The organism is Thalassolituus pacificus (assembly GCF_025318105.1).
GTDB classification, from domain to species: Bacteria; Pseudomonadota; Gammaproteobacteria; order Pseudomonadales; family Oceanobacteraceae; genus Venatoribacter; species Venatoribacter pacificus.
This window is the reverse complement of sequence record NZ_JAOANI010000018.1, coordinates 1-25,796: the sequence shown is the minus strand read 5'-3', so window position 1 is coordinate 25,796 and position 25,796 is coordinate 1. Positions and strand designations below refer to the sequence as shown.

23 protein-coding genes are annotated in these 25,796 nt (G+C 52.2%); 14 read left to right on the top strand and 9 right to left on the bottom strand.

Features of this window, described 5'->3' with window-relative positions; translation table 11 throughout:
• Positions 1–117 precede the first annotated feature (117 nt).
• On the bottom strand, positions 118–396 hold the full coding sequence (locus NYR02_RS10585; protein ID WP_260976339.1) for a hypothetical protein: 279 nt from the start codon (positions 394–396) through the stop codon (positions 118–120).
• A gap of 92 nt (positions 397–488) precedes the next feature.
• Complete coding sequence (locus NYR02_RS10580; RefSeq protein WP_260976338.1) at positions 489–875, bottom strand: hypothetical protein; 387 nt, start codon at positions 873–875, stop codon at positions 489–491.
• Positions 876–1,095: 220 nt separating this feature from the next.
• On the opposite strand from NYR02_RS10580, the gene NYR02_RS10575 reads away from it, so the two are divergent.
• A complete protein-coding gene (locus NYR02_RS10575) occupies positions 1,096–1,284 on the top strand; it encodes a hypothetical protein (RefSeq protein ID WP_260976337.1) in 189 nt (62 codons plus the stop codon).
• Positions 1,285–1,535: 251 nt separating this feature from the next.
• Here the strand turns inward: NYR02_RS10575 and NYR02_RS10570 are convergent, their stop codons facing one another.
• Both NYR02_RS10570 and NYR02_RS10565 read right to left on the bottom strand, forming a co-directional pair.
• Positions 1,536–1,943 carry a GFA family protein gene (locus tag NYR02_RS10570; protein WP_260976336.1) on the bottom strand — a complete coding sequence of 136 codons (408 nt, stop codon included), beginning with the start codon at positions 1,941–1,943 and terminating at the stop codon, positions 1,536–1,538.
• Between the two features lie 362 nt (positions 1,944–2,305).
• Entirely contained in the window at positions 2,306–3,355 is a 1,050-nt protein-coding gene (locus NYR02_RS10565; RefSeq protein ID WP_260976335.1) for a tRNA dihydrouridine synthase, read from the bottom strand.
• 333 nt (positions 3,356–3,688) lie between these two features.
• Here NYR02_RS10565 and NYR02_RS10560 point away from each other — a divergent pair, with 333 nt between their 5' ends.
• From NYR02_RS10560 to NYR02_RS10545, 4 genes are all read left to right on the top strand, one after another.
• The gene (locus NYR02_RS10560; RefSeq protein ID WP_145466031.1) at positions 3,689–3,934 is read left to right on the top strand and encodes an OadG family protein; all 246 of its coding nucleotides are present in this window, start codon (positions 3,689–3,691) and stop codon (positions 3,932–3,934) included.
• A gap of 60 nt (positions 3,935–3,994) precedes the next feature.
• Positions 3,995–5,767 carry a sodium-extruding oxaloacetate decarboxylase subunit alpha gene (gene oadA, locus NYR02_RS10555; RefSeq protein WP_260976334.1) on the top strand — a complete coding sequence of 591 codons (1,773 nt, stop codon included), beginning with the start codon at positions 3,995–3,997 and terminating at the stop codon, positions 5,765–5,767.
• Positions 5,768–5,776: 9 nt separating this feature from the next.
• The gene (locus NYR02_RS10550) at positions 5,777–7,078 is read left to right on the top strand and encodes a sodium ion-translocating decarboxylase subunit beta (RefSeq protein WP_260976333.1); all 1,302 of its coding nucleotides are present in this window, start codon (positions 5,777–5,779) and stop codon (positions 7,076–7,078) included.
• A gap of 237 nt (positions 7,079–7,315) precedes the next feature.
• Positions 7,316–7,921, top strand: coding sequence for an outer membrane beta-barrel protein (locus NYR02_RS10545; RefSeq protein WP_260976332.1), 606 nt, complete (start codon positions 7,316–7,318; stop codon positions 7,919–7,921).
• Positions 7,922–8,014: 93 nt separating this feature from the next.
• Here the strand turns inward: NYR02_RS10545 and mqo are convergent, their stop codons facing one another.
• Positions 8,015–9,493: a malate dehydrogenase (quinone) gene (gene mqo, locus NYR02_RS10540; RefSeq protein WP_260976331.1), complete on the bottom strand. Its 1,479-nt coding sequence runs from the start codon at positions 9,491–9,493 to the stop codon at positions 8,015–8,017.
• Positions 9,494–10,155: 662 nt separating this feature from the next.
• Here mqo and gap point away from each other — a divergent pair.
• Together gap and NYR02_RS10530 are read left to right on the top strand one after the other, a co-directional pair.
• On the top strand, positions 10,156–11,151 hold the full coding sequence (gene gap / locus NYR02_RS10535; RefSeq protein ID WP_260976330.1) for a type I glyceraldehyde-3-phosphate dehydrogenase: 996 nt from the start codon (positions 10,156–10,158) through the stop codon (positions 11,149–11,151).
• 164 nt (positions 11,152–11,315) lie between these two features.
• Positions 11,316–14,078 (top strand): cation-translocating P-type ATPase, encoded by a 2,763-nt coding sequence (locus NYR02_RS10530; protein ID WP_260976329.1) that lies wholly within the window; start codon positions 11,316–11,318, stop codon positions 14,076–14,078.
• A 104-nt stretch (positions 14,079–14,182) separates the two neighbouring features.
• Here NYR02_RS10530 and NYR02_RS10525 read toward each other — a convergent pair whose 3' ends face one another.
• On the bottom strand, positions 14,183–14,635 hold the full coding sequence (locus tag NYR02_RS10525; protein ID WP_260976328.1) for a BLUF domain-containing protein: 453 nt from the start codon (positions 14,633–14,635) through the stop codon (positions 14,183–14,185).
• Positions 14,636–14,817: 182 nt separating this feature from the next.
• Here NYR02_RS10525 and NYR02_RS10520 point away from each other — a divergent pair, with 182 nt between their 5' ends.
• Positions 14,818–16,185, top strand: coding sequence for an Lcl domain-containing protein (locus NYR02_RS10520; RefSeq protein WP_260976327.1), 1,368 nt, complete (start codon positions 14,818–14,820; stop codon positions 16,183–16,185).
• A gap of 42 nt (positions 16,186–16,227) precedes the next feature.
• On the opposite strand, the gene NYR02_RS10515 is transcribed toward NYR02_RS10520, so the two are convergent.
• The 3 genes from NYR02_RS10515 to NYR02_RS10505 form a co-directional block, all read right to left on the bottom strand.
• Positions 16,228–16,785, bottom strand: coding sequence for a GNAT family N-acetyltransferase (locus tag NYR02_RS10515; protein ID WP_260976326.1), 558 nt, complete (start codon positions 16,783–16,785; stop codon positions 16,228–16,230).
• Between the two features lie 298 nt (positions 16,786–17,083).
• The gene (locus tag NYR02_RS10510; protein ID WP_260976325.1) at positions 17,084–19,042 is read right to left on the bottom strand and encodes a metallophosphoesterase family protein; all 1,959 of its coding nucleotides are present in this window, start codon (positions 19,040–19,042) and stop codon (positions 17,084–17,086) included.
• 434 nt (positions 19,043–19,476) lie between these two features.
• Positions 19,477–20,082 (bottom strand): TetR/AcrR family transcriptional regulator, encoded by a 606-nt coding sequence (locus NYR02_RS10505; protein ID WP_260976324.1) that lies wholly within the window; start codon positions 20,080–20,082, stop codon positions 19,477–19,479.
• 169 nt (positions 20,083–20,251) lie between these two features.
• On the opposite strand from NYR02_RS10505, the gene NYR02_RS10500 reads away from it, so the two are divergent.
• From NYR02_RS10500 to NYR02_RS10475, 6 genes are all read left to right on the top strand, one after another.
• Complete coding sequence (locus NYR02_RS10500) at positions 20,252–20,869, top strand: HD domain-containing protein (RefSeq protein ID WP_260976323.1); 618 nt, start codon at positions 20,252–20,254, stop codon at positions 20,867–20,869.
• Positions 20,866–21,249: a hypothetical protein gene (locus NYR02_RS10495; protein WP_260976322.1), complete on the top strand. Its 384-nt coding sequence runs from the start codon at positions 20,866–20,868 to the stop codon at positions 21,247–21,249. Before NYR02_RS10500 ends, NYR02_RS10495 begins: the two co-directional genes overlap by 4 nt.
• Positions 21,250–21,561: 312 nt before the next feature.
• On the top strand, positions 21,562–22,101 hold the full coding sequence (locus tag NYR02_RS10490) for an REP-associated tyrosine transposase (protein ID WP_260976321.1): 540 nt from the start codon (positions 21,562–21,564) through the stop codon (positions 22,099–22,101).
• Between the two features lie 326 nt (positions 22,102–22,427).
• Positions 22,428–24,014: an SNIPE associated domain-containing protein gene (locus NYR02_RS10485; protein ID WP_260976320.1), complete on the top strand. Its 1,587-nt coding sequence runs from the start codon at positions 22,428–22,430 to the stop codon at positions 24,012–24,014.
• Positions 24,015–24,118: 104 nt separating this feature from the next.
• Positions 24,119–25,243, top strand: coding sequence for a hypothetical protein (locus NYR02_RS10480; protein ID WP_260976319.1), 1,125 nt, complete (start codon positions 24,119–24,121; stop codon positions 25,241–25,243).
• 2 nt (positions 25,244–25,245) lie between these two features.
• A complete protein-coding gene (locus NYR02_RS10475) occupies positions 25,246–25,731 on the top strand; it encodes a hypothetical protein (RefSeq protein ID WP_260976318.1) in 486 nt (161 codons plus the stop codon).
• Positions 25,732–25,796: the final 65 nt, after the last annotated feature.

Sequence of the window (25,796 nt, the reverse complement as noted above, 5' to 3'; positions counted from 1 at the left end):
GGGAATCGGTTACTGCTCACCGATGGAATACGAGCAAATAGCAGCATGAAAATGAACGTGTCCGTTTTATCGGGGCAAGATCACAGCTTTGCTTGAGCGCCTTGTTATGTTTGAGGCTCAGGTCAAAACCAGGCTTAGTATTTCACCGGTATCGTTTAGCTCATCCCAAACACAACTTACCTCAGTTTGGCTGTTGCAGCTTTTACATGAAACCTCGCCGGAAGCAGAATATTGAGTTGTGTGTTTGCCAGATGGCTGTGAGTCTTCAACTTCTAATTCAGAGAGACTAAACTCAATCTCTTCTCCACACTCATCATTGCTGCACGTTATCGTTGGCATATTTTTCTCCTTTAGTTTGACTTTCAAACATAACATTTTCTTAGTAGGCATGATCATTAACACACCTAAGCTCTTATTCAGATTTCCAGCCTAACTAATGGCCGGTGTTGTAGTAAATAACGCTGTTTTCCTATCTTTTCTGATGATTTTTACTTTAGTAATAATTCACATTTAAGTTCTTTGTATAGGTACTTGTAACCACTGATTTGGTTTTCTTTATTGTAATCGTCTATTGTTATGAATCTACCATGGTGAAAATTTTTAACTGAATCGTATGCCAGCTCATATTCCAATAGTTCATGCGATGGATATTCTGATTTCATTGATAGCTCTACTACAGCATTTATATAAAATTTATTGGAGTTTGGTATTTTCAATCTCTTTGATGTTAGTTCGCACATGGCGGCAGTGTTTAATTGCTCAGATAGTTTTGCATAATTGTATGTTTCGTGGAAAAAACTTCCAGTTTCTTTTTCTGTTTGAGCGGTTGCATTTAGTGATACAGATGTAATGATTAAAAGTATTATTTCTTTCACTAGAAAATCTCCATTTTGGGTGAATGTTAATTCTTGGTTAGGTATTGATCTTGTAAATTTATATTTCTCGTTGCTTCAGTCGTTGATTTAGAATGTTAGACTGACTATTCCCGATTATGCTGCCGCCCGTCCTTATAAGCGCGGGTCAGGAATCGCGTGGTTTTATCATTCGGGATTGTAAGCGGGGAGGGCGTGTGTCCGGACGGTTTGTTCGTACGATATGGCGGCATCCCTGCTGTGGTTCGAGAGTACTGAAATTCGGGGTTGGGTTCAATCTGTTGATAAATTTGGTTACAAGTGGCAAATGGCGACAGGTGTTGCCTTGGCTCTTCCTGATAATGAAAGCGGTGGTCTGGTGGGCGGTGCCCACCCTACCTTTCTGGCTCAGGATCGACGAGGCGAACGGTAATCGCGGCTGAAAGCCGCTCCCACAATGGAAGCCGCTCCCACAATGGAAGCCGCTCCGACAATGGAAAGCCGCTCCGACAATGGAAAGCCGCTCCGACAATGGAAAGCCGCTTCCACAACAGAAAGCTGTTTTTGCAGTCTCGCGGGCATGGCCCGCTCCTACCGTTCGGTGTTTGTTTTAGATACGGTTTTGCGTCTGAGTTGTTGCGTCAGCAGTTCGCGCCTGCCAGGCCGTATCGGTAAGGCTGCCCATCACCCCGGTAAACCATCCAGTTTGGTCACACTCTCTAAATCGTGATCCCAGTCGGCCTTACTGGCCATAAATAAATGCGCATTGGGGCGCATGCTCAGGCTGTTATCCAGACTGCCGGCGGGTACGACCAGTAACTGGCCGTCCATCTGCCGGGTGGGCAGGGCGGAGCCACATTCGCGGCAAAAGCTTTTGCAATGGCGGCTGTTGGGCAGGTTAAAGACTTTTACCTGTTCTGCGCCGCGATCCCAGTTCAGGGTGACACTGGTGGAAAACAGGTTGGCGGCATGGGCCGAGCCGGTGTCTTTCTGGCAGTGCTGGCAATGGCACAGGAAGAAGCTCTGGAAGTCGCCGGTTACGGTAAATTGCACGGCGCCGCACAGGCAGGAGCCTTTATACGATGTGGTCATGGTTATCCTCCTTACCAGGGCCTGTCGACACTAATTAAACAGACCTGTTATCGGCTAAAAATTTCTCAGGCAAGGCGCTGAGAGTGTGGCCTAACGGGTTAAGCGAACGAACAGCAACGCAGGATGAGGGATTTTTAGCCATAACCCTTCGGGCTGAGGCCAGTTTTCCTCATTAACGTCGTCGTTCGTCATTCATTTAGCCCGCTACCCATCTGCCCGGAGCAGATGGGCGCGAAGCCCGCAGGGTCAGGAACATGGATGCTCCTGACAATATCACTCCTCTCTCCTTGTTCTGAGAAAAACTGGCTATCAGCAGGCCGGATTTACTTAGTGTCGACAGACCCTAACTGCTGACCAGACTATCAGAATCCCTGGTGTTGGTAAGCCTTGTAGTCGGATGCGTTTGGAGGATTGGCGGCAACGTCGGCGCTGGTTTCGGCCAGGCTGTTGAAAAAGTCCTGCAGGCTGCGCTGGCGTTTTACCTTCTCAAACACGGCGCGGATTTCCAGTGATTGCAGTGAGAAATAATGCAGCCACTGTTTTAAGCGGTCGGTCTGGGCTTTTTCCGGCAGGTGTGCGAGGCAGGGAATTAATGCCTGCATCATCTCCAGATGTTGCTGCCAGTGGTGGGCGTTGTGACTGAGTAAGCCATGGTCGGCTTTAATCTGCAGCGCTAAATCGGGCACGGCGACCAAGCCACGGCCAATCATAATCAGGTCGGAGTGGCTTTCGGCCATGCACTGGCGCGCTTGCTGTGGCGTCCAGATTTCTCCGTTGGCAATCACCGGGATATCGGTTGTTTCTTTTATTCGTGCAATCCAGTCCCAGTAGGCCGGTGGTTTGTAGCCTTCGGTTTTGGTGCGGGCGTGAACGGTCAGCCACTGTATGCCGCCTGAGGCCAGCGCACGGGCGTTGTCCAGCGCCAGTTCTTTATCGGCAAAACCGAGGCGCATTTTCGCGCTGACCGGAATATGCGCGGGCACGGCCGCACGTACGGCGCTGGTAATGCGCGCGAGTAAATCCGGGTATTGCAGCAGTACGGCGCCGCCCTGGCTTTTATTCACGGTTTTGGCCGGGCAGCCAAAATTCAGGTCGATGGCGGGGGCGCCCAGCATGGCGGCTTTGCGCGCATTGGCGGCCATTAATTCCGGGTCGGAGCCTAATAACTGCACATGCACCGGTGTGCCGGCGGGGGTTTTGCCGCCGTTGAGTAATTCCGGGCAATAGCGGCGGAATACCTTGGCCGGGTAAACCTGTTGGGTTACGCGGATAAACTCGGTCACGCAGTGGTCAATGCCGCCGACGCGGGTTAACAGGTCGCGCAGGTGATGATCCATCAGCCCTTCCATGGGGGCGAGGGCAATATAAGGACGGTCTGCGTGGGTGCTGAAAGGCAGTTGGCCTGTGAACATGGCGATGGGTCTTGATGATCGGGCGGGCAGTATAACGATGGCGCTGTATCAGCTCCAGTAAACCCCGGCGATGGGCAGGTTGTTTTCCTGACCGTATGGTCAGCTCAGGCCGCATGATGTCTGGCGTCGATGGACTCATGGCCTGCTTGTAACCAGGTGCGAGTCAAGCCGCAGTGCAGCAGCCATGACACGGCTCAAGGTTGGCGGTGATCCGGTTGCGCTGGTATGACCTTTTCAGTAATCTACGTCGGTTTTGCCGCCCAGCCCGGATGGTGATTTTTTAGCCGTGTGGCGGGTGGGGAGCACAGAACCAATCATTCAAAGGAGCCCCTGATGTCAGAGCCTAGTCTCGTATCACAGGGTTTGGAGCTGATGATTTTCGGTATGGGCGTGGTATTCGTTTTTCTGACGATGCTGGTGTTCGTAACTGGATTCATGTCCAAGCTGGTAAATAAACTCGCGCCTGAACAGGAAGTTGTCGCCGCCCCCGTGCGTGCCGCCAAGCCTCAGGGTGTGGACCCGCAATTGCTGAAAGTACTGTCAGCAGCGGTAAAAGAGCATCGCGCGCGCCAAAAGTAGCGAGCGATATAATAACAACCCAAACGTTTACAACGTTAATGGAAGAAAAGGCCATCACCCATGTCCGATTCTAAGAAAGCTTTAGGAATTACCGACGTCGTTCTGCGCGACGCCCATCAGTCCATTCTGGCTACCCGCATGCGCATTGATGACATGCTGCCAATCGCTGCAAAACTCGATCAGGTTGGTTACTGGTCTCTCGAATCCTGGGGCGGCGCTACGTTCGACTCCTGCATTCGTTTCCTCGGTGAAGACCCGTGGGACCGTATCCGCGAATTCAAAAAAGCCATGCCGAACACCAAGCATCAGATGTTGCTGCGTGGTCAGAATCTGCTGGGTTACCGTCATTACGCCGATGACGTGGTTGAAAAGTTCGTTGAACGCGCCGCCACTAACGGTGTAGACGTATTCCGCGTATTTGACGCGATGAACGATCCGCGCAACCTGCAAACGGCATTAAAAGCCGTTAAACAACAGGGCAAACACGCGCAGGCGACACTGTCTTACACCACCAGTCCGGTTCACACGCTGGACGCCTGGGTAAGCCTGGCCAAGCAGATCGAAGATATGGGTGCCGACTCTATCGCCATTAAAGATATGGCCGGTGTGCTGACTCCTTATGCGGCTTTTGAACTGGTTTCCCGCTTAAAAGCGCAAACCGACCTCGAAGTTCAGCTGCACGCTCACGCGACCGCTGGTCTGTCGGATATGACCATTCTGAAAGCCGTTGAAGCCGGTATTGACCGTGTGGATACCGCTATTTCTTCTATGTCCATGACTTACGGCCACACCGCCACTGAGTCTGTTGTGGCTGCACTGGCAGGCACCGAGCGTGATACCGGTCTGGATCTGCTGCTGCTGGAAGAAATTGCTGCTTACTTCCGTAACGTGCGTAAGAAATATTCCAAATTTGAAGGCGCTCTGAAAGGCACCGACAGCCGCATTCTGGTGGCTCAGGTTCCGGGTGGCATGCTGACCAATATGGAAAACCAGCTGCGCGAACAGGGCGCTGCTGACAAGTTTGATGAAGTTCTGAAAGAGATTCCGCGTGTGCGTGAAGATCTGGGCTTTATCCCGCTGGTAACTCCTACTTCTCAGATCGTGGGTACCCAGGCGGTACTGAACGTACTGAGCGGTGAGCGTTACAAGTCTATCTCGAAAGAAACCCAGGGCATCCTGAAAGGCGAATACGGTGCAGCCCCTGCGCCGATGAACGCTGAACTGCAGGCCCGTGTTCTGAATGGCGCTGAAGTGATTACCTGTCGTCCGGCCGATCTGCTCGACAACGAGATGGATACCGTGATTGCCGACGTTGAAAAGCTGGCCGCCGAAAAAGGCTTCAAGCTGGCTGAAAACGTGATCGACGATGCTCTGACCTTCGCTATGTTCCCGCAGGTTGCGCCTAAGTTCCTGGCGAATCGTGGCAACCCGGATGCCTTTGAACCGGCTCCGAAAGGCGACGCTGAAGACACCTTCACCATCACCGTCGATGGCAACGAATACGTGGTTAAAGTCGATGACGGCGGTGATGTCACTCAGCTGGCAGCCGTTAACGGCGCACCAACTTCACTGGGTGGTGCTGCAGCAGCTGCTGGTGCTGCTCCGGTTGCAGCCGGTGGCGGTGATCCGGTGGGTTCGCCACTGGCAGGTAACATTTTCAAAGTGATGGTTCAGCCTGGTGATCAGGTTGCTGAAGGTGATCTGGTGATCATCCTCGAAGCCATGAAAATGGAAACTGAAATCCGTGCACCGAAAGCAGGCACCATTGGCAGCGTAAGCGCTAAAGAAGGCAGCGCTGTCAAAGTGGGCGACACTCTGTACACAATCGGGTAAGGAGCTGTCATGCATAGTCTGATTAACCTGTGGCACGATACAGGGCTTTACCATATCGAGCTGGGCCAGGTCATTATGATGCTGGTTGGCTTTGTTATGTTATTCCTGGCCATTAAGAAAGGCTTCGAGCCTTTACTGCTGCTGCCGATTGCCGTTGGTACGTTGATGGTAAACATTCCGGGTGCGGGTATGGGCTGGTCTGCAGCTGAAGCCGCTATCCGTGGCGGTGATGCAGCGCTGCTGGCGCAATTCCGTGAGCTGTTTGGCCTGGCGGCAAACGCCGATATCGGCGCGATGCTGGAGGCTTATCATCACGCGGGTGTGGCCGAATACCATAAAGCGCTGAGCATGGGCGCAGCCGCCGGTTTTGAAAACGGCATGCTGTACACCTTCTATAAGGTCACTATTGCCAGTGGTGTTGCACCGCTGCTGATCTTTATGGGTGTGGGCGCGATGACCGACTTCGGTCCGCTGTTGGCCAACCCGAAAACCCTGCTGCTCGGCGCTGCCGCACAGTTTGGTATTTTCGGTACACTGTTTGGCGCTGTCTGGCTGACCGATATGGGTCTGATGGATTTCACCATGCAACAGGCGGCGGCGATTGGCATCATCGGTGGTGCGGACGGTCCGACTTCCATCTTTATTGCTTCTAAGCTGGCTCCTGAGCTGCTGGGTGCAATTGCGGTTGCTGCGTACTCCTACATGGCACTGGTGCCACTGATTCAGCCGCCGATCATGCGCTTACTGACTTCTGAAAGTGAACGCAAAATTCAGATGAGCCAGCTGCGTACTGTGAGCAAAGCCGAGAAGATTATCTTCCCGATTGCGGTACTGGTTCTGGTTGCACTGCTGCTGCCTTCTGCGGCACCGCTGCTGGGTATGTTCTGCTTCGGTAACCTGATGAAAGAATCCGGTGTGGTTGAGCGTCTGAGCGATACGTCGCAAAATGCGCTGATCAACATTGTGACCATTTTCCTCGGTCTGTCTGTTGGCTACAAAATGAGCGCCGACGCCTTCCTGAATGGCAGCACGCTGGCCATTATTGCGCTGGGTCTCGTGGCTTTCTGTGTGGGTACTGCGGCGGGTGTTCTGATGGCAAAACTGATGAACAAGCTGAGCAAAGAACCGATCAACCCGCTGATTGGCTCTGCCGGTGTATCGGCTGTGCCAATGGCGGCCCGTGTATCCAATAAAGTGGGTCTGGAATCTAACCCGCAGAACTTCCTGCTGATGCACGCTATGGGCCCTAACGTGGCTGGTGTTATTGGTTCGGCGGTGGCTGCCGGGGTGATGATTTCCTTCTTCGGTTAAGTGCTGTTGCGGGCTTGCCCGCACATCACCGCCCATAAAAAACGGCGTCTGTGGTAACACAGACGCCGTTTTTTTATGTGTCTGCTATGTGTCTTTTATATTTCGTATTTATGAATAATATGCAGATGTATAAGCTATTTTCGTCTCAGGCCATTGCCTGATATGTAAAGACATCGTATTTTCCCTGCCGCCCGTGCAAAGCGGGTCACTGGAGTTTTTATTATTAAGGATAAACACATGTCTTATGTTCGTTATGCTGCTGTTCCTCTGATGTTGCTGGCTTGTCAGGCGGGTGCGACTGAAGCAGGTTATTTTGCCGGTATTGGCTTATCGACTGGCATCTCCGGTAAGGCTGAAGCAGAACTGGATAACGCTGACGTGACGCTGTCAGAAGATATCGATGTCGGTGCGGTTAATCTGTTTGTCGGTCATCGTACAGCACGCAATAACCGTTTTATTTTCTCTTATGACAGCATCAGTTTTGATCTGGATAAAAGTGATACCTCTGAAGATGCTACCGGTTTCCGTTTCGATTGGCAGTTTGTATACGGTGAAGAGCAGGTTCAGCCATATTGGGGACTGGGTTTCGGTTTTTATAACCTGCAGGATGCAACCATCCTGAATGGTACCAATCTGGAAGGCGATGATATGTCGGGTATTTCGTTCCAGATGGCCGCAGGTGCAAAAATCAATATTGCTGATAACGTTGAGTTGGATGTTTCTCTGCAGCGTCAGGCTATTGGTTGGCAGGAAATTGAAATCCGCGGATTTGCCGCGACTGAAACCATTCAGATGAGTTATGCCTATAATTTACTGAGTGCAGGGGTTGCCTTTAAATTCTGATGATTTAAAGCCATTGCCAATAAAAAACGGCGTCTGTGGTAACACAGACGCCGTTTTTTATGTCTTGCTGTCCGTTGTTGACAGAGGCTGAAACTACTTCAGCTTCAGGGTTGTCAGCGTATGTTCACGGATGCTGTTCAGCAGGTCGGCGTTGGTTTTAAGGTCTTCGCCATAGGATGGAATAATCTCTTTCAGACGCGCTTTCCATTCACTCTGCATTTTGTCTTTAAAGCAACGTTCCAGCACTTCGATCATCGCCTGTACCGATACTGATGCCCCCGGAGAAGCACCGAGCAGTGCGGCTAAGCTGCCGTCTTTGGCGGCGACCAGTTCGGTGCCGAATTCCAGCTTGCCACGGCCTTCGGCATCCTTCTTGATGACCTGTACCCGCTGTCCGGCTTCGGCCAGGGTCCAGTCTTCGTCTTTGCAGTTCGGAAAGTAGCCACGCAGGGTTGCTACGCGGTCTTCGTGCGACTGCATCACTTCGCTGATCAGGTACTTGGTCAGGTCCATGTTGTTAATGCCAACCGACATCATCGGCAACAGGTTGCTGATGCTGACCGATTTCAGCAGATCGAGCTTGGAGCCTGCTTTCAGGAACTTAGTGGTAAAACCGGCATAAGGTCCGAACAGCAGTGCCGGTTCGCCGTTAATAATACGGGTGTCGAGGTGCGGCACAGACATCGGGGGCGCACCGATAGCGGCTTTGCCATAGACCTTGGCGTGATGCTGGCTGACGATGGCCGGGTCTTTACACACCAGCCACTGGCCGGAAACCGGGAAGCCGCCGTAGCCATTGGCTTCGTCGATATCTGAGGCCTGTAACAGCGGCAATGCACCACCGCCGGCGCCGAGGAAGACGAATTTGGCATTGATGGTGGACGACTTGCCACTCTTGCGGTCATCGGCGCGCACAAACCAGCTGCCGTCCTGGGCGTGTTCAAAGTCGTCGACTTCGTGATTCAGCAGCAGGGTAAAGCTTTCTTTTTCCTGCAGGCGTTTCACCAGATTACGGGTCAGCGAGCCAAAGTCGACGTCGGCACCGTGCGTAACGCGGGTCGCGGCGACTTTTTCGGCGGGGTCGCGTCCTTCCATCACCAGCGGCATCCATTCGCGCAGTACCGCCGGGTCTTCGCTGTATTCCATCTCTTTGAACAGATGGTGAGCGCTCATTTTTTTATGGCGCTGACGCAGAAAGGCAACGTTGTCTTCACCCCAGACGAAGCTCATGTGCGGCGTCGGGTTGATAAACTGGGTAGGGGCCGGGAGAACACCGTTTTCGACCATGTGCGCCCACAGCTGCAGCGACACTTCGAAATTGGCGTTGATGGCCAGAGCACGGTCAATGGCGACATTGCCCTGTTCATCTTCGGCGGTGTAATTGAGTTCGCAGTAGCCTGCGTGTCCGGTACCGGCGTTGTTCCAGCCGTCGGTACTTTCGTGAGCCACATGGTCCAGACGTTCAACCATTGTGATTTTGAGTGTCGGGTCCAGCTTGGTAAGCAGGGTTCCCAGTGTTGCACTCATGACCCCGCCTCCGACGAGGAGCACATCGACCTTTTGTATAGTCATGGATTTCGCCTTTAAATCAGAAAATCAAAATCTGCAGTGCATGCCAGGTACTGGCTTCCCCGTGGGCTTATGGCCCTGATCTCTGCCGGGACGGGTAATCCGTGGCAGCGGGGACGTGGTAAATCGACGCTTTATACACAGCCGGTCTGCGGCTTACAACCGCTAATGAGACCGCTACTACTAATGTATATTCCAGTCGCTGAGACACGAATATTCAAGGGTAGTGCCGTTTTTCGCTACTGACTTTCCATTGCTGGAGTGTCTTGGCGGTGGGCGTGACCGTACACAAAAATTCTTACCATTCCGGCCATAAACCACGATGGCTGCCGCCGTTGGGTAACCGCAGACGGAATGAAACAGGATGGTGAGCAACAAGGGACGGCTGTGAAGGTGCCAGCTTCCGCTGACTGGCTGCAACAGGCCCGCAGCCTCAGGCCGGGGGCGATTGAGCATTTCAGGTCAGTATCCGGAAGACCATCGGTCTTACCACAAACACAGCGACGTTTAAGGCCGCGAAAAATACCGGAAAAGGCCTATATGGTCAAACCATTGACCCTGCAACAGGTTGTTCTCTTGTCGCAGAGCAAGCAGGTTCCGGATCAGGCAGGTATTTACGCTGCAGCAACTACACTGAGAGAACATACAACGGTGCGGAGTTCACTATGCTGCGGATAGCGATTAACGGGTTTGGCCGGATTGGCCGCAATGTGTTACGGGCGCTGTATCAATCGGGTTACCGTGACGATATTCAGGTGGTGGCAATTAACGACCTGGGCGATGCCGAAACCTGCGCTCACCTGCTGGAGTTTGATTCGGTGCACGGTCATTTTGATGCGGATATCCGCCTCGAAGACGGACTGCTGGCGCTGGGCGACGATGCCATTATTCTGCTGAGCGAAGCCGAACCCCTGCGCCTGCCCTGGGGCGAGCTGGATATCGACATTGTGCTGGAATGCTCGGGGCGCATGACCAGTTCGATCAAAGCCATGGGGCATCTTGATGCCGGTGCCGGCAAAGTGCTGATTTCAGCACCGGCTGAAGACGTCGATGCCACGGTGGTGTTCGGTGTTAACGAAAATGTACTGCAAGCCACTGACCGCATTGTCTCCAATGCTTCCTGCACCACCAACTGTCTGGCGCCGGTGGCGCGGGTGCTGCACGAACAGTTCGGTATTGAAGAAGGCAGCATGACCACCATTCACGCTTACACCAATGATCAGCATCTGCTCGATCTGGGCCATGACGATCTGTACCGCGCCCGCGCGGCGGCATTGTCGATGATCCCGACCCGCACCGGCGCGGCCAAAGCCATTGGCCTGGTGCTGCCGGGACTGGATGGCAAAATTGCCGGTATGGCGGTGCGGGTGCCGACCGCCAATGTCTCGCTGGTGGACCTGGTGCTGCGCGTACACGACACGCCATCGCGCGACGACGTTAACGCGGTAATGCGCGCCGCAGCGGCGGCCAGCCCGGTACTGGATTACAACGACCGTGCGCTGGTGTCGGTCGATTTTAACGGCAATCCGGCATCGGCCATCTTCGACGCCAACCACACCCATGCGCAGGGCCATCTGCTGCATGTGATGGCCTGGTATGACAACGAATGGGGCTTTGCGCACCGGATGCTGGATACGGCACTGGCCATGAGTCGCGCCTGAGTCCGCAGATACATCAGCGCGGCGGGCTCTGATCAGACAGACCCGCCGCAACCTCTCCTCTGGTAAAACTCCGGCGCATAACAGAGCCGCGTAAAGTTGACCCGCCGCAATCCATTCTGTGTTCAGAACCTGCACACTGACCTGCCCGGTTTCAGGATGAATCTATGACCCCTTGCGCTGGCACATCGCCGACTGTTGCTGTTGATAACGCCCTGCCAGCTACGCCTGCCTGTCAGTGCAGCGTGGCCGATATTCGTGCCCGCTTGCAGGCCCCGACGGATGGACTGAGCAGTGCCGAGGCCGCGACCCGCCTGCAACAGCAGGGCAGCAACAGTCTGCCTCAGGCGCGCGGCCGTTCTTTGTGGCGACGGTTATGGGCGCAGATCAGCAATCTGCTGATTCTGGTGTTGCTGTCGGCGGTGGTGATTACTGCGTTGCTCGGCCATACCCTCGACAGTCTGGTGATTCTGGCGGTGGTGATTTCCCAGGCGCTGATCGGGTTGGTGCAGGAAGGTCGTGCAGAGCAGGCGTTGTCGGCCATCCGCCATATGCTGGCCCCTACTGCCAGCGTCATCCGCGACGGTCACAGCCAGCGTATTGCCGCCGCTGAACTGGTGGCCGGCGATACCGTATTACTGGAACCCGGCGATCGGGTACCGGCGGATATCCGTCTGGAACGCTGCCACAGCCTGAGCCTGGATGAGGCCATTCTGACCGGCGAATCACTGGCGGTGGAAAAACAGCCAGAGGCATTAACCAGTACCAATGCGCTGGGCGATCAGAGCAATATGGCGTTTTCGGGTACGCTGGTGGTGCGCGGCACCGGTCGTGGCGTGGTCGTGGCGACCGGCAGTCGCTCGGAAATCGGCCGCATTTCCGGTTTGTTGCAGCAAACCACCGGCTTACAAACCCCGTTACTGGCGCAGATGGATCGTTTTGCCCGGCTGATGGCGACCCTAGTGGTGGTCAGCGGCTTACTGATTTTGCTGCTGGGTTACTGGCTCAGCGATCTGCCTTTTGCGGACTTATTTATTGCCGTGGTGGGCTTAACCGTGGCCGGTATTCCGGAAGGGTTGCCCGCCATTCTGTCCATTACCCTGGCTGTGGGAGTGCGCAGCATGGCGCGGCGGCAGGCGGTGGTAAGGCGTATGCCTGCCATCGAAACCATTGGTGCAGTGTCGGTGATCTGCTCCGATAAAACCGGCACGCTGACCCGCAACGAAATGATGGTGTCGGCGCTGGCCTGTGGCGCACATTACCGTCAGGTTCGTGGCGATGGTTATGCACTGGATGGCGGCCTGAATGAGCCGCTGGCCGAGACGCTGCAAACACCGCTGATGCTGGCCGCCGCACTGTGTAACGATGCCAGCCTGCAGGCAGATAACGGCACGGTGAAAATTCACGGTGACCCGATGGAAGCGGCGTTGCAGGTGCTGGTGCATCGGCTGGATGGTGATCCGGTTCGTCTGGCACAGCATTGGCCGCGCACCGATGAAATTCCCTTTGATGCCGAATACCGCCTGATGGCAACGCTGAATCACGATCATCAGGGGCGGCATCAGCTATGGGTCAAAGGTGCGCCGGAAGCGGTGTTGCAGCGTTGCAGAAGTCAGCTGGATGAGACAGAGGGCAGCGTTACCCTGGCACAGGATTATTGGTCAGACATGATTGAACGGCTGGCCAGCGACGGTCAGCGCGTGCTGGCGTTAGCCTGCAAGGAACACAGCGGCAGCGAGCTGGAAATGACTGATCTGAACGATCTGCAACTGATCGGTCTGGTCGGGCTGATGGACCCGCCGCGCAGCGAAGCCATTGCCGCAGTGGCGGAATGCCATGCCGCCGGTATCGAGGTGAAGATGATCACCGGTGATCACGGCCTGACGGCCAGTGCCATTGCCGCCCGGCTGGGGCTGCATAACAGCGCTGAAGTGCTTACCGGCAAGCAGCTGGACGAGCTGGATGATCAGGCCCTGCAGGATTGTGTCGGGCGGGTGAACGTGTATGCCCGCACCAGCCCCGAGCATAAGCTGCGACTGGTGCAGGCGTTGCAAAGCTGTGGTGATGGTCGTAACGGTGATGGTCTTAGCGGTAAGCGCCAGGGCGGTGCTGTGGTGGCGATGACCGGTGATGGTGTGAACGATGCCCCGGCGCTGAAAGCCGCCGATGTCGGTATTGCTATGGGGCATAAGGGGTCGCAGGCCGCGCGTGAAGCCTCGGCGGTGGTGTTGCTGGATGACAACTTCGCCAGTCTGGTGGCCGCGGTTAAGGAAGGACGTACGGTTTATCAGAACCTGAAAAAAGGCATCGCCTTTATGCTGCCGATTAACGGCGGTGAATCCATCAGTCTGATGGTGGCGTTACTGTGGGGCCATACGCTGCCGATCTCAGCGTTGCAGATTTTATGGGTGAATATGATCAGCTCGGTGATTCTGGCCATGACCCTGGCCTTTGAACCGGCGCTGCCGGGGATGATGCAACAACCGCCCAGAGCCCGTAATGAAGCGCTGCTCAGCCGGCCGTTGGCGTGGAAAGTTCTGCAGGTATCGCTGTTGTTTCTGGTTGGGATTTTCGCCGCCTGGCATTGGGGTATGGCGCACTCCGGCAGCGAAGCCTTTGCCAGTACAGTGGCCGTTAATGCACTGGTCGCGATGGAGCTGTTCTATTTGTTTACCGTGCGTTATCCGCCCGGACAAGCCATCAGCTGGCAGGGGTTTAAAGGTACGCCGGTGATCTGGGTGGCTATTGCGGCGCTGATTCTGATGCAGTCTTTATTTAACTGGCTGCCACTGTTTCAGCGCACGTTTAACAGCATGGCTCCGGATTTACCGGCGCTGATGGTGGCGACTGGCTGTGGTGTGGCGGTGTTGCTGATATTGCAGCTGGAAGGTTGGATCAGGGGGCGCTGGTGTAACAACCACGGCGATTAAACGCTTTGCTTCTTCAGCGCCGAGCTCATGCCTGTGGGTAATGTATCACTGCTGCTCTGGTCGCGGTTGTTGCAGGAATGAGTGGCTGATGTGAGCGCTTGCTATCAATGACCCGCAGGCTTTTCCGCAACATCGCGTTGGCTGGCTTTTAACTGGCGGGAAGCATTCAGCATAAAGTTGAGGGCACCCCGGCCGGTCATGCTGAAGGGGTCAAAATCGGTGCCGTTGGTGTATTTGAGCACCATACTTTGAGTGACCTGGCTGTCGGGCAGATAACACATATTCCAGTGCTCCATTTCCCGCTCGTCAATTTCTTCGAAGGCCAGAATCTGCACATCACGGTGGCGTTTGTCTTTGACAATTTCGCTGTACAGAGCTGAGACATCATCCCGTTGGCCTTCAATGCACTGCAGAAAATACTTGCGGTTAAAGTAGAGCATGCCGGTCAGGTTCTTGGCTTTATTAAAGCGCTGGGCGCTTTCCAGCAGCTTGCCCAGCTCCAGATCGTTCCAGAATTCGGTTTTATGGCTGGCATAAATCAGACGGACGAGGTTCATGGCGCGGCTCCGCAGGTTGATCTGCTAACCATAGAACGCTCTTCTCTACCCGCAAGTGAGTGTCAGTTCTGCAACCTTGGTTTTTATTCATGCCATAATGCGCCCTTTCAATAAACCGTCGTTTTCTTATGTTCAGTCGTTATTTTTTCTCATGTTATGTTCGGTTACCGGCTCTTGTGTGTTTGTGTGCCCTTTCTTTGTTGGGGCTGGTGGGCTGCGATCGTGATACTCCGGCGGCGCAAACGCCGCAGGTAAAAGCGGAGACGGACACGCGCCTCGGGTTTTCGGCGTTGCCGCCCATTCCGCATCTGCATGAGCGGGCGTTGGTCGAGGGCCAGTTAACACTGGCAGGCACCGCCGTCGATTGGTCTGGCTTCCGCGTGCAGTGGGTGTTTGATGATCAACCACTGGGCGACGTTGTAGCAGCGGCGGCCGATGGCCGCTTCCGTCTGCCACGGCCGTTACAGGATGCTCCCTCCGGCTTGTGGGCTGAGGCCTGGGCCGGAGCATATCGGTTGCGCGGTAAGCCGGATGAGTTGGGTCGTCTGCAACTCGATGCTTTAAGTACTGCCCGTGCCGCACTCAGTAATGGCAGCCGTGCCGAACCGGCGAATCCACAGCTGGAACCGTTGCATAATATTCTGCATGCCGTGTTGCGTGAGGGTTTGGGTGAAGGTATGCGTGACGACGCGCAAACAGCCGCCGGTTATACCGCTGCGCCGTTGTTGGCGCATTACCAAAGCAGCTGGCAACTGGCACAGGTGCTGGCGCGCAGTCCGGTACACCGCATTGCTTTTCAGCTGCGCCATCAACAGGTATTAGCGGACAGTTTTGCTCTGCTGCATCAGCAGCCGGATTTCAGCCACGGTGATTTATCCGAACAGCAACGCATGGTGCGCCTTGATCGCTGGGGAACGCCACTGCGCTGGCAACATCGTCCGTATCAGGAGCAAGCCTGGGGCTGTGTCGATTACCTGCAATTAGGGCAACGCTGGCTGGTCAGTGAAGAATCGGCCACACCGCTGGCGCTGAATACACTGCAACAACGTTTGGGGGAATTATCGCAACAGCATTTTTGTGGCCAGGATCAGTGGCGTTTGCCCACTGCAACAGAGTTACACAGCCTGATTAACAGCGATAACGGTGACTGGGCATTTCCGCTCAGCCTGCCGTTTGCCGGCAGCAATATTTACTGGGTTCAGGATGAACAGGGGCAGGCACAGATTTTTGATCTGCAGCGCAATACGATTATCCGTAATGGCAAACAGGCGCACTGGCTGCCGCTGGTGGTAAGAGGTGAGGAGTATTCCATGCGCTCACAGAACCGGCGCTCGGTCAGCAGTAACCGCTCGGATCTGTTGATAGATTTTTCTTTACTGCAGGCGTTGTATGGGGTTGCATTTCCCGGTGCAGATAACGATCAATCTGCGTCTGACAAGGGGTTGCAGCAACTGCCGGATATGGATGAATTATGGATGCAGGCACCCTGTTCAGAGTGTCACTCTGATCCGCAAACCGAAGCGCAAACCCAACTTCAAACTAAGCCTTAATCGCGACGCATAAACCGGCGTTAAAATCCGCTGTCAGTAACATCAGAGTGCACAGGTCAGATAGGTAGCTTCGCCATAAACGCTGATTCTGGCCTGTAACTCAGAGTCCTGCGACAGCGGATGGCGATGATGAAAACCATAACGCTGCCAGAACGGCACCGAATTCTGAATGGCAATCAAACTGGCCTGAGATAGCTGACGCGCCTGTGCCGTGTGAAAAAACGCCTCCAGCAGCGGTGCGCTTAAGCCCAGCCCGCGCGCGGAGGGATCAACGGCTAAATCATGCAGATACAAGCAATCGGCTTGCTGAGGCACGATAAAATCATCGGCATCCAGCGTTGGTGGCTGTTCTATGCGGATGGGCAGGGCAAATACATAGGCCAGTAATTTTCCGTTTTCTTTTATCTCTGTATGAGCATTGTCGTTTGAATCTTTAATGATGTTGTTTTTATCTTCAACAACATAAGCACAATCGGCAGCCTGCTGTAATTTATTAATAAATGCGTCGGCTTTTTCCGGCTCGATGCTGGTGTAGCACAGCGCCTGAATGCGCAGGATTTCCGGAATATCGGTTATGAGAGCGGGGCGTAACGAAGACATAAAACAGCGCAGTGAATAAACAATCGGCCATGTTAGCGGATGGGGTATTTTTTGCCAGCGTATAAAACAGGTGTCAGATAATACAGCGAAAAATACATCACCTGGCTCCCACGCGGAGTATCACCTGGCTCCCACGCTCTGGGTGGTAGTCTTTGCCCGGAATGCATTCCCACGCGGAGCATGGGAACGAGCTACGCGGGGTATGGAAACGAGCTACGCGGAGCATGGAAACGAATTAAAAAAAAGACCTCAGCGGCAGGCCGCTGAGGTCTTTTCTGTATTGTGAAAAATACAGGTATCAGAGAGCGATTAATGCCACTTCAGCATCCCGGTTCAGAACCGTCCACCAGGTATTTTCGCCGGCATCGTAACCCACCAGTGGTTGGTTGGCACATTCAGCAGCGCGGACCGGTGGCGTTTGCAGGTAGCTTTCCAGCCAACGACCGGCCGTTACACAATTGCCAGTGGTCAGTGCCTGCCATTGATTGGCTTTCAGGCTGGCAAGCTGAGCATTAACAGCGGTCAGGTTTTCTGCCCCTTTAAATTCAATCGCGTAAGCATCGGCAACGGCATCGCTGATATTCCAGCTGCGGGTTGCTGTCGCTGGCAGAACAACCGGTGCTTTAGCGGATGATGCATCGGTGGTCGAACCGGGCAGGCCAGTGTCGGTAAGAATATCTTTGGTTTCACCATAATCGCCCTGATAAACGCCGGTCTGGTTTTGCGTACCGCTGACAATCAGAATATCCGACAGGGTATCAGCGGTGGCCGGTGTCCAGCTCAGGGTGACATGCTCTTTCAGATCAATAGTCGTTTCCGGGATATCCAGCACATTATCAACGGTATTAGGAATAATCCGCTGTTCACCGTTCAGGTTAGGGGTCCAGCTTTCATGAACCTGATACATCCACTGATACGCCAGACGGGTAAGATCGGTCAGCGTTTCTGCGCGTGAAAAACCGGGCATATATTCCATATCCCGGCCACGGGTATCGGTACGGTTAAAGGTGTTATTCACACCACCGGCGAGGCGTGCGACAGAGCCATCTTCTGCCAGACAAATATCCGTGATGTAATCAGGCTGGAAAACCATGACCGAGCGGGTGCCGTCAGGAATGCTGTTTGGATACACCACGGTTTCACAGCGGTTGCCAGTGCGGGTGAACTGATCATGTAATTGCCAGTCGGCGTTAAAGGCCTGATCGCTGTTATTGCTGGTGGCGGTATGTTCGGCAAAATAGCCCTGATAATTAACCCGGTCGTTATCAAAATGCAGCAGCCCGGAATTTACGTCAAAGTGGGTTGAACCTCCGCTTTTGGTTGCGTTTTTCTGTGCAATAATCATCTGCACCAATTCACGTTCACCATAGCGGAATTCGTAGCCTTTATAGGATGCATTACCCGCCATGATTTGTGTGTAAGCATTCATGCGGTAATTACCGGCAGAAGGCGTGGAGCCGGAAGGAAAGGTGGTTTGCGCCGTATCTTTGGTGATTAATGACCGCTGATATTGATGCTCATGCCCTTGTACATAAATAACATCGTGTTGTGAAAACAGCGCACGGATCTGATCGGCAACACCATATACCCAGTCATCGTCTTTGGTGCCTTCGACAATCTGCTCGCGGGTGAGGCCGTATTTTGCACCAATCAGACCATCGTGGCTGGCAACGACCACGTGATCAACTTGTCCGGCGGTTTTTTCTAATGTTTCTTCAATCCAGTCGATGGCAATCGGCAGGTTGTAATAGGCAAGGCCGATGATCAGAACATTTTCGCGCACGACATAATAATTAATCCATTCATAACCTGGCATATGAACGGCATCTTCAGGAATGTAATCCCGCATTGTTTTCACCCAGGCGTGGGTGTAGCTGTAGTTCATTTCGTGATTACCCATAACCGGTAAAAACTCCATGCCCTGATCACGATAGGTTTTGGCAACGGATGTCCATTCCTGCCATTCAACGGCCGATCCTTTATCGGTCAGATCACCTAACGCAATAACCATATCAGCGCCTGCCGCTGACTGATGCTTTAACACTTCGCGCAGCGGATGCAGTGCCACATGCGCCTGGCCGGAAGCATCGCTGCCGCCCTGAGTATCGGGCAACAGGCCAATGGTAAAAGGTTGATAGTGTTTTTCATCGACCACGACGGCGGGGGTATCCGGTTTATTGGATGAGTCGTCATTACAGCCGGCCAGCAGGCTGCTGCCTATCAGCGCCAGCGGAATAAATAAATGGGGGTATTTCACAGGTGGACTCCTTCTTAATTGAAGGCGCTATTGAGACGATTATTTGTTTCTTTTGCATGACAATTTAACAGCGGCCGGAACACAGATTGACAAAATCCAAAGCCAAATTTTAATGGGTTTCAACTGGTTTCAAACTGACGTGTTTTGGCGCTTGTAATTAAAATTTAAATAATCGTTTTTCAGGCGGTAACACTGTATTTATCATAAAATTAGTCATTAGCGGCCAGGTGTTCGATTAAGATCAGAATAGTGTGAATATATGATGATGAAATGAATAAACCGCAAGCGAAATTCCGGAACACTGTTTTCGATTTTATTTTAAATAAATCGGTGTATTTGCGTATTGCTGCAATATGCCTGCATATGCGTTTCAGTTATGCAGGTGCTTAGCGATATTTTGATCGGCGCGCATCGCTTGGTCTGTTTTTCAGCGCTTATGTTCCCGAGTGAAGCATGCCCGCCAGCGCCTGCTTCAGTAACCGCGCGGCATAACCCGGATTCGCTGCCGGGGCGGTGGTGGCCAGCTGATAACTGCCCTCGATACTGGCGATCACAAAGGCGCTGATATCGGCCGTTTGTGACGGGTTGAGTGTCATGCCATTCTCTGCCGCCACTTGCTGTAGTAATTCGCTGAGCTGCTGGCTGTGCTGGCGGATAATCTGCTGATACAGCGCGCGCACTTCCTCAATACGCACAGCCTCTGCGCCAATAATGACCCAGGCGGTTACCGCCTCAGGGTTGCTGCCATCGCCTAACGCCAGTGCGGCGTCGATATAGGCATCCAGCTGTTGTTGAGCATTCCCGGCGGCGTCTGCCAGCAGGGTAAAACGCTGCGCGGCCTGCTCGCTGATCTGATGAATCAGTGCGATCAGAATCTCCTGCTTGGTTTTGAAGTGGTAATGAATCAGCCCCGGCGATAAGCCAGCCGCTTTGGCAATGCTCTGAATGGAGGCCTTTTCGTAGCCCTTGTCGGCCATGGCCTGCATCAGGCCGTTGACGATTTCCTGGCGGCGGTGCCCGGTATTGGAAGGTCTGGCCATGGTGGGTCCCGGATAAGTATTTTGGTTATTCAACCAAAATACTTGACGGCAGGGAAGTGGATAACCTATCTTGGACTTAAGTTGGTTGACCAACCAATTTATAGGGTGTGACTGGCAGAGCGAAAGCGCCAGAGAGAACACGCCAGAGAAAATGGTAAGGAGAACAGCGATGCAACAACTCAGCGAGCAATGGCGGCAACAGGCGCAGCAGTGGGGGGCCGACCATCAGGCCTGCCAGCAGGTGTTTAACCTGCTGCAGAGCAGTTACAGCGGCGCGCAGCGCTTCTACCACGGCATTGGCCATATCCGGCAGATGCTGGAACTGGCGCAGCAACAGCGCGCGGCGATAGCAGACTGGCCGGCGTTCTTCTTTGCCATCTGGTTTCACGATCTGATTCAGCAGAACAAAGGCAATAACGAAGAGCTGAGCGCGGCTCTGGCGCGTGAATATCTGCAGCCACTGGCGGTTCCTGAAGCGGTGATCGCCAAAGCCGAACAGCTGATTCTGGCAACCCGCACTCACCAGTATCAGGCCGACAGTGATGTGCAGCTGTTTATGGATATCGACCTGTCGATACTGGCCGCCGAACCTGCAGCTTACCGTGCTTATGCCAGCCAATGCCGCAAAGAGTATTTCCTGCCCGACTTTGTTTACCGCTTTGGCCGCCGCCGTTTTCTGCATGAGTTGTTAGAACGCGAGTTTATCTTTTCCAGCCCGTATTTCAGACAGCACAGCGAGCAGGTTGCCCGCGCCAATATTCACTGGGAACTGGAGGAATGGTTATGAGTCTTTCTAAAAAAATCAGTGACGGCTGGCAGCGCGCGGTTAACGGTAACGTTGCGAGAGAGCCTGATGTGAAATTTACTGACAGCGGCATGCATATCACTCAGGGCAATGGCATCGAGCTGGATATTGCTTTCAGCGCCGTAGAACAGATCGACATTATCACCACCGACCAGGGCCCGTGGCGGGAAGATGTCTGGTGGTGTTTTTACCTGACTGGTGAAGAGAAACCGGTATATTTACCGCAGGGCATTAAAGGGGAAGACCAGATACTGCTCGTGCTGGAAAAGCACTTTGCCGGTATCGATTTTCAGACGTTTATTATGGCTATGGGCTCGGCAGATAATGCGGTGTTTAATCTGTGGCGACGGGCGGAAGGCTGAACATCTGGTTCCCACGCTCTACGTAATCTGGCTCCACGCTCTGCGTGGTAGCCCTTGCTGGCACAGTTGCATTACCACGCTGAGCGTGGGAACGAGAAAAGAAGCGAACAGCACAATAAGCTATAAATCGTGAAGAACATCTGTCTCCCACTTTCTGCGCGGTAGTCTTTACTTACGGAGTTGCATTCCCACGCGGAGCGTGGGAACGAGTTAAGCAAGACATCTGGCTCCCACTTTCTGCGTGGTAGTCTTGCTGACTCAGTTGCATTCCCAAACGGAGCGTGGGAGTAAGTAAGAAACAAGGAGTGTTTCATGGGGCGCAGTCGTTACAGATTTATTTATCCCGATCAACCGCATTTTATGACCCTGACGGTGCAGGGGTGGTTGCCCGTCTTTACCCGACCTGAGTCTGTGGACATTCTGCTGCAATCGTTTCGCTTTCTGATGAATGAAGGTCTGCGCATTCACGCCTGGGTTATTCTTGAAAACCACCTGCACCTGATAGCCCAAAGTCAGAAGCTTGATAACGACATCGCCCGGTTCAAATCCTTCACCGCCCGTCAGTTTCTGGGTTACTTACAGCAGAGAAAAGCCACAACCTTGCTGAACCAGTTACAGCAACTCAAGTTAGCCCATAAAACCGACCGCCAATGGCAGTTCTGGCAAGAAGGTGTTCATCCTGAATGGATCGGCAGTTCGGATATGATGAGACAAAAGATCGAATACATTCACCAGAACCCGGTCAAGCGGGGTTATGTTGATCAGGCCGAACACTGGCGTTACTCCAGTGCCAGAGACTACGCGGGTAGCGAAGGATTGCTGGCGGTGGATAAAAGCTGGTGGTCAGAATAGGTCTGACTGGCTCTCACGCTCATCTGGCTTCCACACTCTGCGTGGTAGCCCTTGCTGGCACCGTTGCATTCCCACGCAGAGCGTGGGAACGAGAAGTCACTCCGTCTTTACCTCTGGCTCCCACGTCCTGCGTGGTAGCCCTTGCTGGCACCGTTGCATTCCCACGCGGAGCGTGGGAACGAGAAGTCACTCCGTCTTTACCTCTGGCTCCCACGCTCTGCGTGGTAGTCCTCTTGGCGAGGGTTTGGCCTGTTATTAGGCTGGACAATCAACGCCTTTCCGTTAGGATGCGTTAATAACTTTTTTAATATCAACAGGGATGTCTGATGGAACAGGAAAGCAGCCTTTGGCCGCTGATCATTGTCGCGGTTGCTTTTGGCCTGCCACTTCTGCTGGCGTTTATTTCCCGTGTACGCCGTATTCGCATGCAGCGCGAACGTGATGCTGCCGTTGCCGAAGCGAATGAACTCAAAACCAAATATGGCCCCATCCTCGATGTCGAAGGGCATGCCGCATCCATTCTGGCGGATGCCCAGCGCTTGCGGCAGGAAGCCGACCACTTTGCGCAGCAGACAGTTGATGCCCGTGAAGGAATTTTACAGACCAGCCATCAGGAAGCTGAGCAAACCGCCGCTGCCATTGTGGGAGAAGCAAAAGAGCGCAAGCGCAAAGCAGATGAATTTGCTCAGAAAACAGAAGAAAAGCGTGACTCAATTATTACGCTCGCCAAAGATCAGGCTGATAGTTTGCTGCGTAATGCCCGTGAAGAAGCTCAGCGTATTGCTGGCGATGCCTTAGCAGCCAAAGAAAAAGCCGATACCTATAAAGCAGCAATTACTGCAATGCGTAATCAGATCGAAGGTTATCGCGACGATTACATAATCCCCAATCACACTGCGATTGATGACCTGGCCGAAGAATTCGGCCATAAAGAAGCCGGTGAAAAACTCAAAGAAACCCGCCAGACAGTAAAAATGCTGGTGAAAGAACAGCAGGCGGCAACCTGCGACTATGCGGAGATCAATCGCCGTACAACAGCCATTCACTTTGTGCTGGATGCCTTTAACGGCAAAGTGGATTCGGCACTGTCCAGAGTTAAACACGATAACTACGGCAAGCTGGAGCAGGAAATTAAAGATGCCTTTGCTTTGGTTAACAATAATGGTGGCGCTTTCCGCAATGCCCGCATTGAACCTGTATATCTTAAAACCCGTCTGGAAGAACTGCACTGGGCCGTTGCAGTCCAGGAGCTGAAGCGTCTTGAACAGGAAGAGCAGCGGGCTATTCGTGAACAAATGCGCGAAGAAGAAAAAGCCCGCCGTGAAATCGAAAAGGCCATCAAAGAGGCTGAAAAAGAAGAGCGATTGTTAGCAAAAGCGCTGAAAGAAGCAAAAGCCCAGCTGGCGGCTGCGCATGGTGATGAAAAAGCGGAGTATGAAGCCAAGCTGGCTGAGTTGCAGGATAAGTTGCTGGCAGCAGAAGAACGTGGCCAGCGTGCCATTTCCATGGCCGAGCAAACCCGGCGGGGTCATGTTTATGTGATCTCCAATATCGGCAGCTTTGGCGAAAACGTCTTTAAAATCGGTATGACCCGACGTCTGGAACCGCTGGATCGGGTGAAAGAGTTGGGCGATGCCTCAGTACCGTTTGAATTTGATGTGCATGCCATGATCTTCAGTGAAGATGCGCCAAAACTGGAAAAAGAACTCCACCGGCATTTCGATAAAGATTCCGTTAACAAAGTGAATCCGCGCAAAGAATTCTTTGGTGTATCCCTGCCGGTTATTCGTCAGAAAGTCGATCAGATGGGCATGAAAGAAGTGCACTGGACGATGAAGGCGGAGGCAGCGGAATATCGGGAGAGTTTGGCTGTTTCGCGTGAACTTGAAGTAGAGCAAGTAATGGTTGGATAAGAAACTACTTTTAGGGGCTTGATTATTAAGAATTTATTAGTTGTCTTCTGAAGATGACTAATTTTACTAACAATAATTATTTTTAGGTTTAAATTGGTAGAAATATGGATAAGGGTATTGTAACTTTTTTTGATGTTAAAGCTTTTGGTTTTTATAGACTTAAACAAAATTCAAAAGAGTTAGATCATAAATTTGGCTGTGCCACAACTGTTCTGCAAGATTTGATGGAGTGGCTGAAAGGAAAAAGTTTTGAGGATACTTTGCCATGGGATGAGGCTGAAAACCCTGGTAAAATCAAGATATTTTGTCGCGGTGTAGCTAAGAATGAAGATACCGGTGATTTTATTGTCACGATTTATAGAGCAGTTGGTGACAATACAGGTTCGATACATGGTGTTAAAGTAGGATCAAAAGTAGGGCCTGATGCAAACGGAACTGTGAAGGCTGGCGCTGAAGAAGATGGGGAAACGGTTATCTGGGGGCAGCCTTGCTATTACTGGATAATTCCGACTGAGGGAAAAATTGCATCAATTAACTTTCCACACTCGTCGGCCGATACGGACAAGTTCTGTACTTATATTAAAGAACATGTGAATAATAATAGTGATTTCGGTGAGCGTAATCGAACTGTTCAAGAGATTGGTGTAAGTAAAAAGAATAATAGAACAATAACAGTTCATAAAACTACCTTCCCATACGGAGAAGGAAAAGATAAGTGTAACTGTATTTTTAAAATTGATGTTAAAGAACTTTCTTATACGACGTTATTTGAGCAGATTGAGAATATTTCTGACACGATAACTCATACTGTTATTCGAGATACAACCAATAATTATGAGAAAGATAGTAGGGGGCCTCTGTTAAAAATAGGAAGTGAATACCTCCCTTCTTTCTTTGGAGACGCTCCGAAGAAGAAAGCACCTAAAAAGATTGAATTGATAATTGACGGTGTTCCATCAAAAGAAGAATTAAAGGTTCTATTTGATAATAGAGGGGCTGACTCTGAGTGGAGGGATGTTGGTTTTAAAACAGAAGGTAGCTCTTCTGTAACTTGGATGAAGAAGCATATTGCAAGAGCTCAGATTGATGTTGGTAGGCTTTCAACAAAAGACCATTATTCACCAGCAGACCTTCTGAAAGAAGTAACGAAAGTTCGTAATGAATTACTTGCTTGTTTACGGCGACAAATTCAATCTGAAAATATTGATGACTCTAAAACTGGTAGTTGATTATGAATCAAGAGATAAAAGAGGCTCTTAGAGATCTCGTACCTATAGTCCTGAAAGAGCTCGCATATATTGCTGTTCTTTTGTGTGTAGCTGCATTTGTTTTTGAAAATGTGGACTTTAAGTTGTATAGCTCTGTCTTACAGGGATTACAGGTTTTAGCTTCCGTGGTGTTCGCTATTGTTGGTTTATGGATTGGCTCGATATACCCGACCGCTATTACTAGTATTGCAAACGATGATGTTAGTTATATTATTGGTACTAAGGATGGGGAGAGCGTTGAAAGGTTAGTGAATACGATAATGATTTCAGCATTTGTTATGCTGAGTACATTGGCCGTATATGTAATTAAAATGACACTTATTGGAACTGGGTTCTATGTTAATAATATCGTATGGGTTAAATATTTAGCTGTTTTTTATTTGTACTATATTTGCCTTCTTCAGGTTCGATGTATACTTACTGTTATATCTGCCGAATTCATATACTAACCGCGACACTTTTTCAAAATAAGAAGGTGAGCTGTAAGATTCGCTCTTTTTCACTCCCGCCAAGA

Coding starts and splice junctions, on each gene's coding strand:
- NYR02_RS10585 (WP_260976339.1), bottom strand. CDS start 396: ATGATCATGCCTACTAAGAAAATGTTATGTTTGAAAGTCAAACTAAAG.
- NYR02_RS10575 (WP_260976337.1), top strand. CDS start 1,096: ATGGCGGCATCCCTGCTGTGGTTCGAGAGTACTGAAATTCGGGGTTGG.
- NYR02_RS10570 (WP_260976336.1), bottom strand. CDS start 1,943: ATGACCACATCGTATAAAGGCTCCTGCCTGTGCGGCGCCGTGCAATTT.
- NYR02_RS10565 (WP_260976335.1), bottom strand. CDS start 3,355: ATGTTCACAGGCCAACTGCCTTTCAGCACCCACGCAGACCGTCCTTAT.
- NYR02_RS10560 (WP_145466031.1), top strand. CDS start 3,689: ATGTCAGAGCCTAGTCTCGTATCACAGGGTTTGGAGCTGATGATTTTC.
- oadA (WP_260976334.1), top strand. CDS start 3,995: ATGTCCGATTCTAAGAAAGCTTTAGGAATTACCGACGTCGTTCTGCGC.
- NYR02_RS10550 (WP_260976333.1), top strand. CDS start 5,777: ATGCATAGTCTGATTAACCTGTGGCACGATACAGGGCTTTACCATATC.
- NYR02_RS10545 (WP_260976332.1), top strand. CDS start 7,316: ATGTCTTATGTTCGTTATGCTGCTGTTCCTCTGATGTTGCTGGCTTGT.
- mqo (WP_260976331.1), bottom strand. CDS start 9,493: ATGACTATACAAAAGGTCGATGTGCTCCTCGTCGGAGGCGGGGTCATG.
- gap (WP_260976330.1), top strand. CDS start 10,156: ATGCTGCGGATAGCGATTAACGGGTTTGGCCGGATTGGCCGCAATGTG.
- NYR02_RS10530 (WP_260976329.1), top strand. CDS start 11,316: ATGACCCCTTGCGCTGGCACATCGCCGACTGTTGCTGTTGATAACGCC.
- NYR02_RS10525 (WP_260976328.1), bottom strand. CDS start 14,635: ATGAACCTCGTCCGTCTGATTTATGCCAGCCATAAAACCGAATTCTGG.
- NYR02_RS10515 (WP_260976326.1), bottom strand. CDS start 16,785: ATGTCTTCGTTACGCCCCGCTCTCATAACCGATATTCCGGAAATCCTG.
- NYR02_RS10505 (WP_260976324.1), bottom strand. CDS start 20,082: ATGGCCAGACCTTCCAATACCGGGCACCGCCGCCAGGAAATCGTCAAC.
- NYR02_RS10500 (WP_260976323.1), top strand. CDS start 20,252: ATGCAACAACTCAGCGAGCAATGGCGGCAACAGGCGCAGCAGTGGGGG.
- NYR02_RS10495 (WP_260976322.1), top strand. CDS start 20,866: ATGAGTCTTTCTAAAAAAATCAGTGACGGCTGGCAGCGCGCGGTTAAC.
- NYR02_RS10490 (WP_260976321.1), top strand. CDS start 21,562: ATGGGGCGCAGTCGTTACAGATTTATTTATCCCGATCAACCGCATTTT.
- NYR02_RS10485 (WP_260976320.1), top strand. CDS start 22,428: ATGGAACAGGAAAGCAGCCTTTGGCCGCTGATCATTGTCGCGGTTGCT.
- NYR02_RS10480 (WP_260976319.1), top strand. CDS start 24,119: ATGGATAAGGGTATTGTAACTTTTTTTGATGTTAAAGCTTTTGGTTTT.
- NYR02_RS10475 (WP_260976318.1), top strand. CDS start 25,246: ATGAATCAAGAGATAAAAGAGGCTCTTAGAGATCTCGTACCTATAGTC.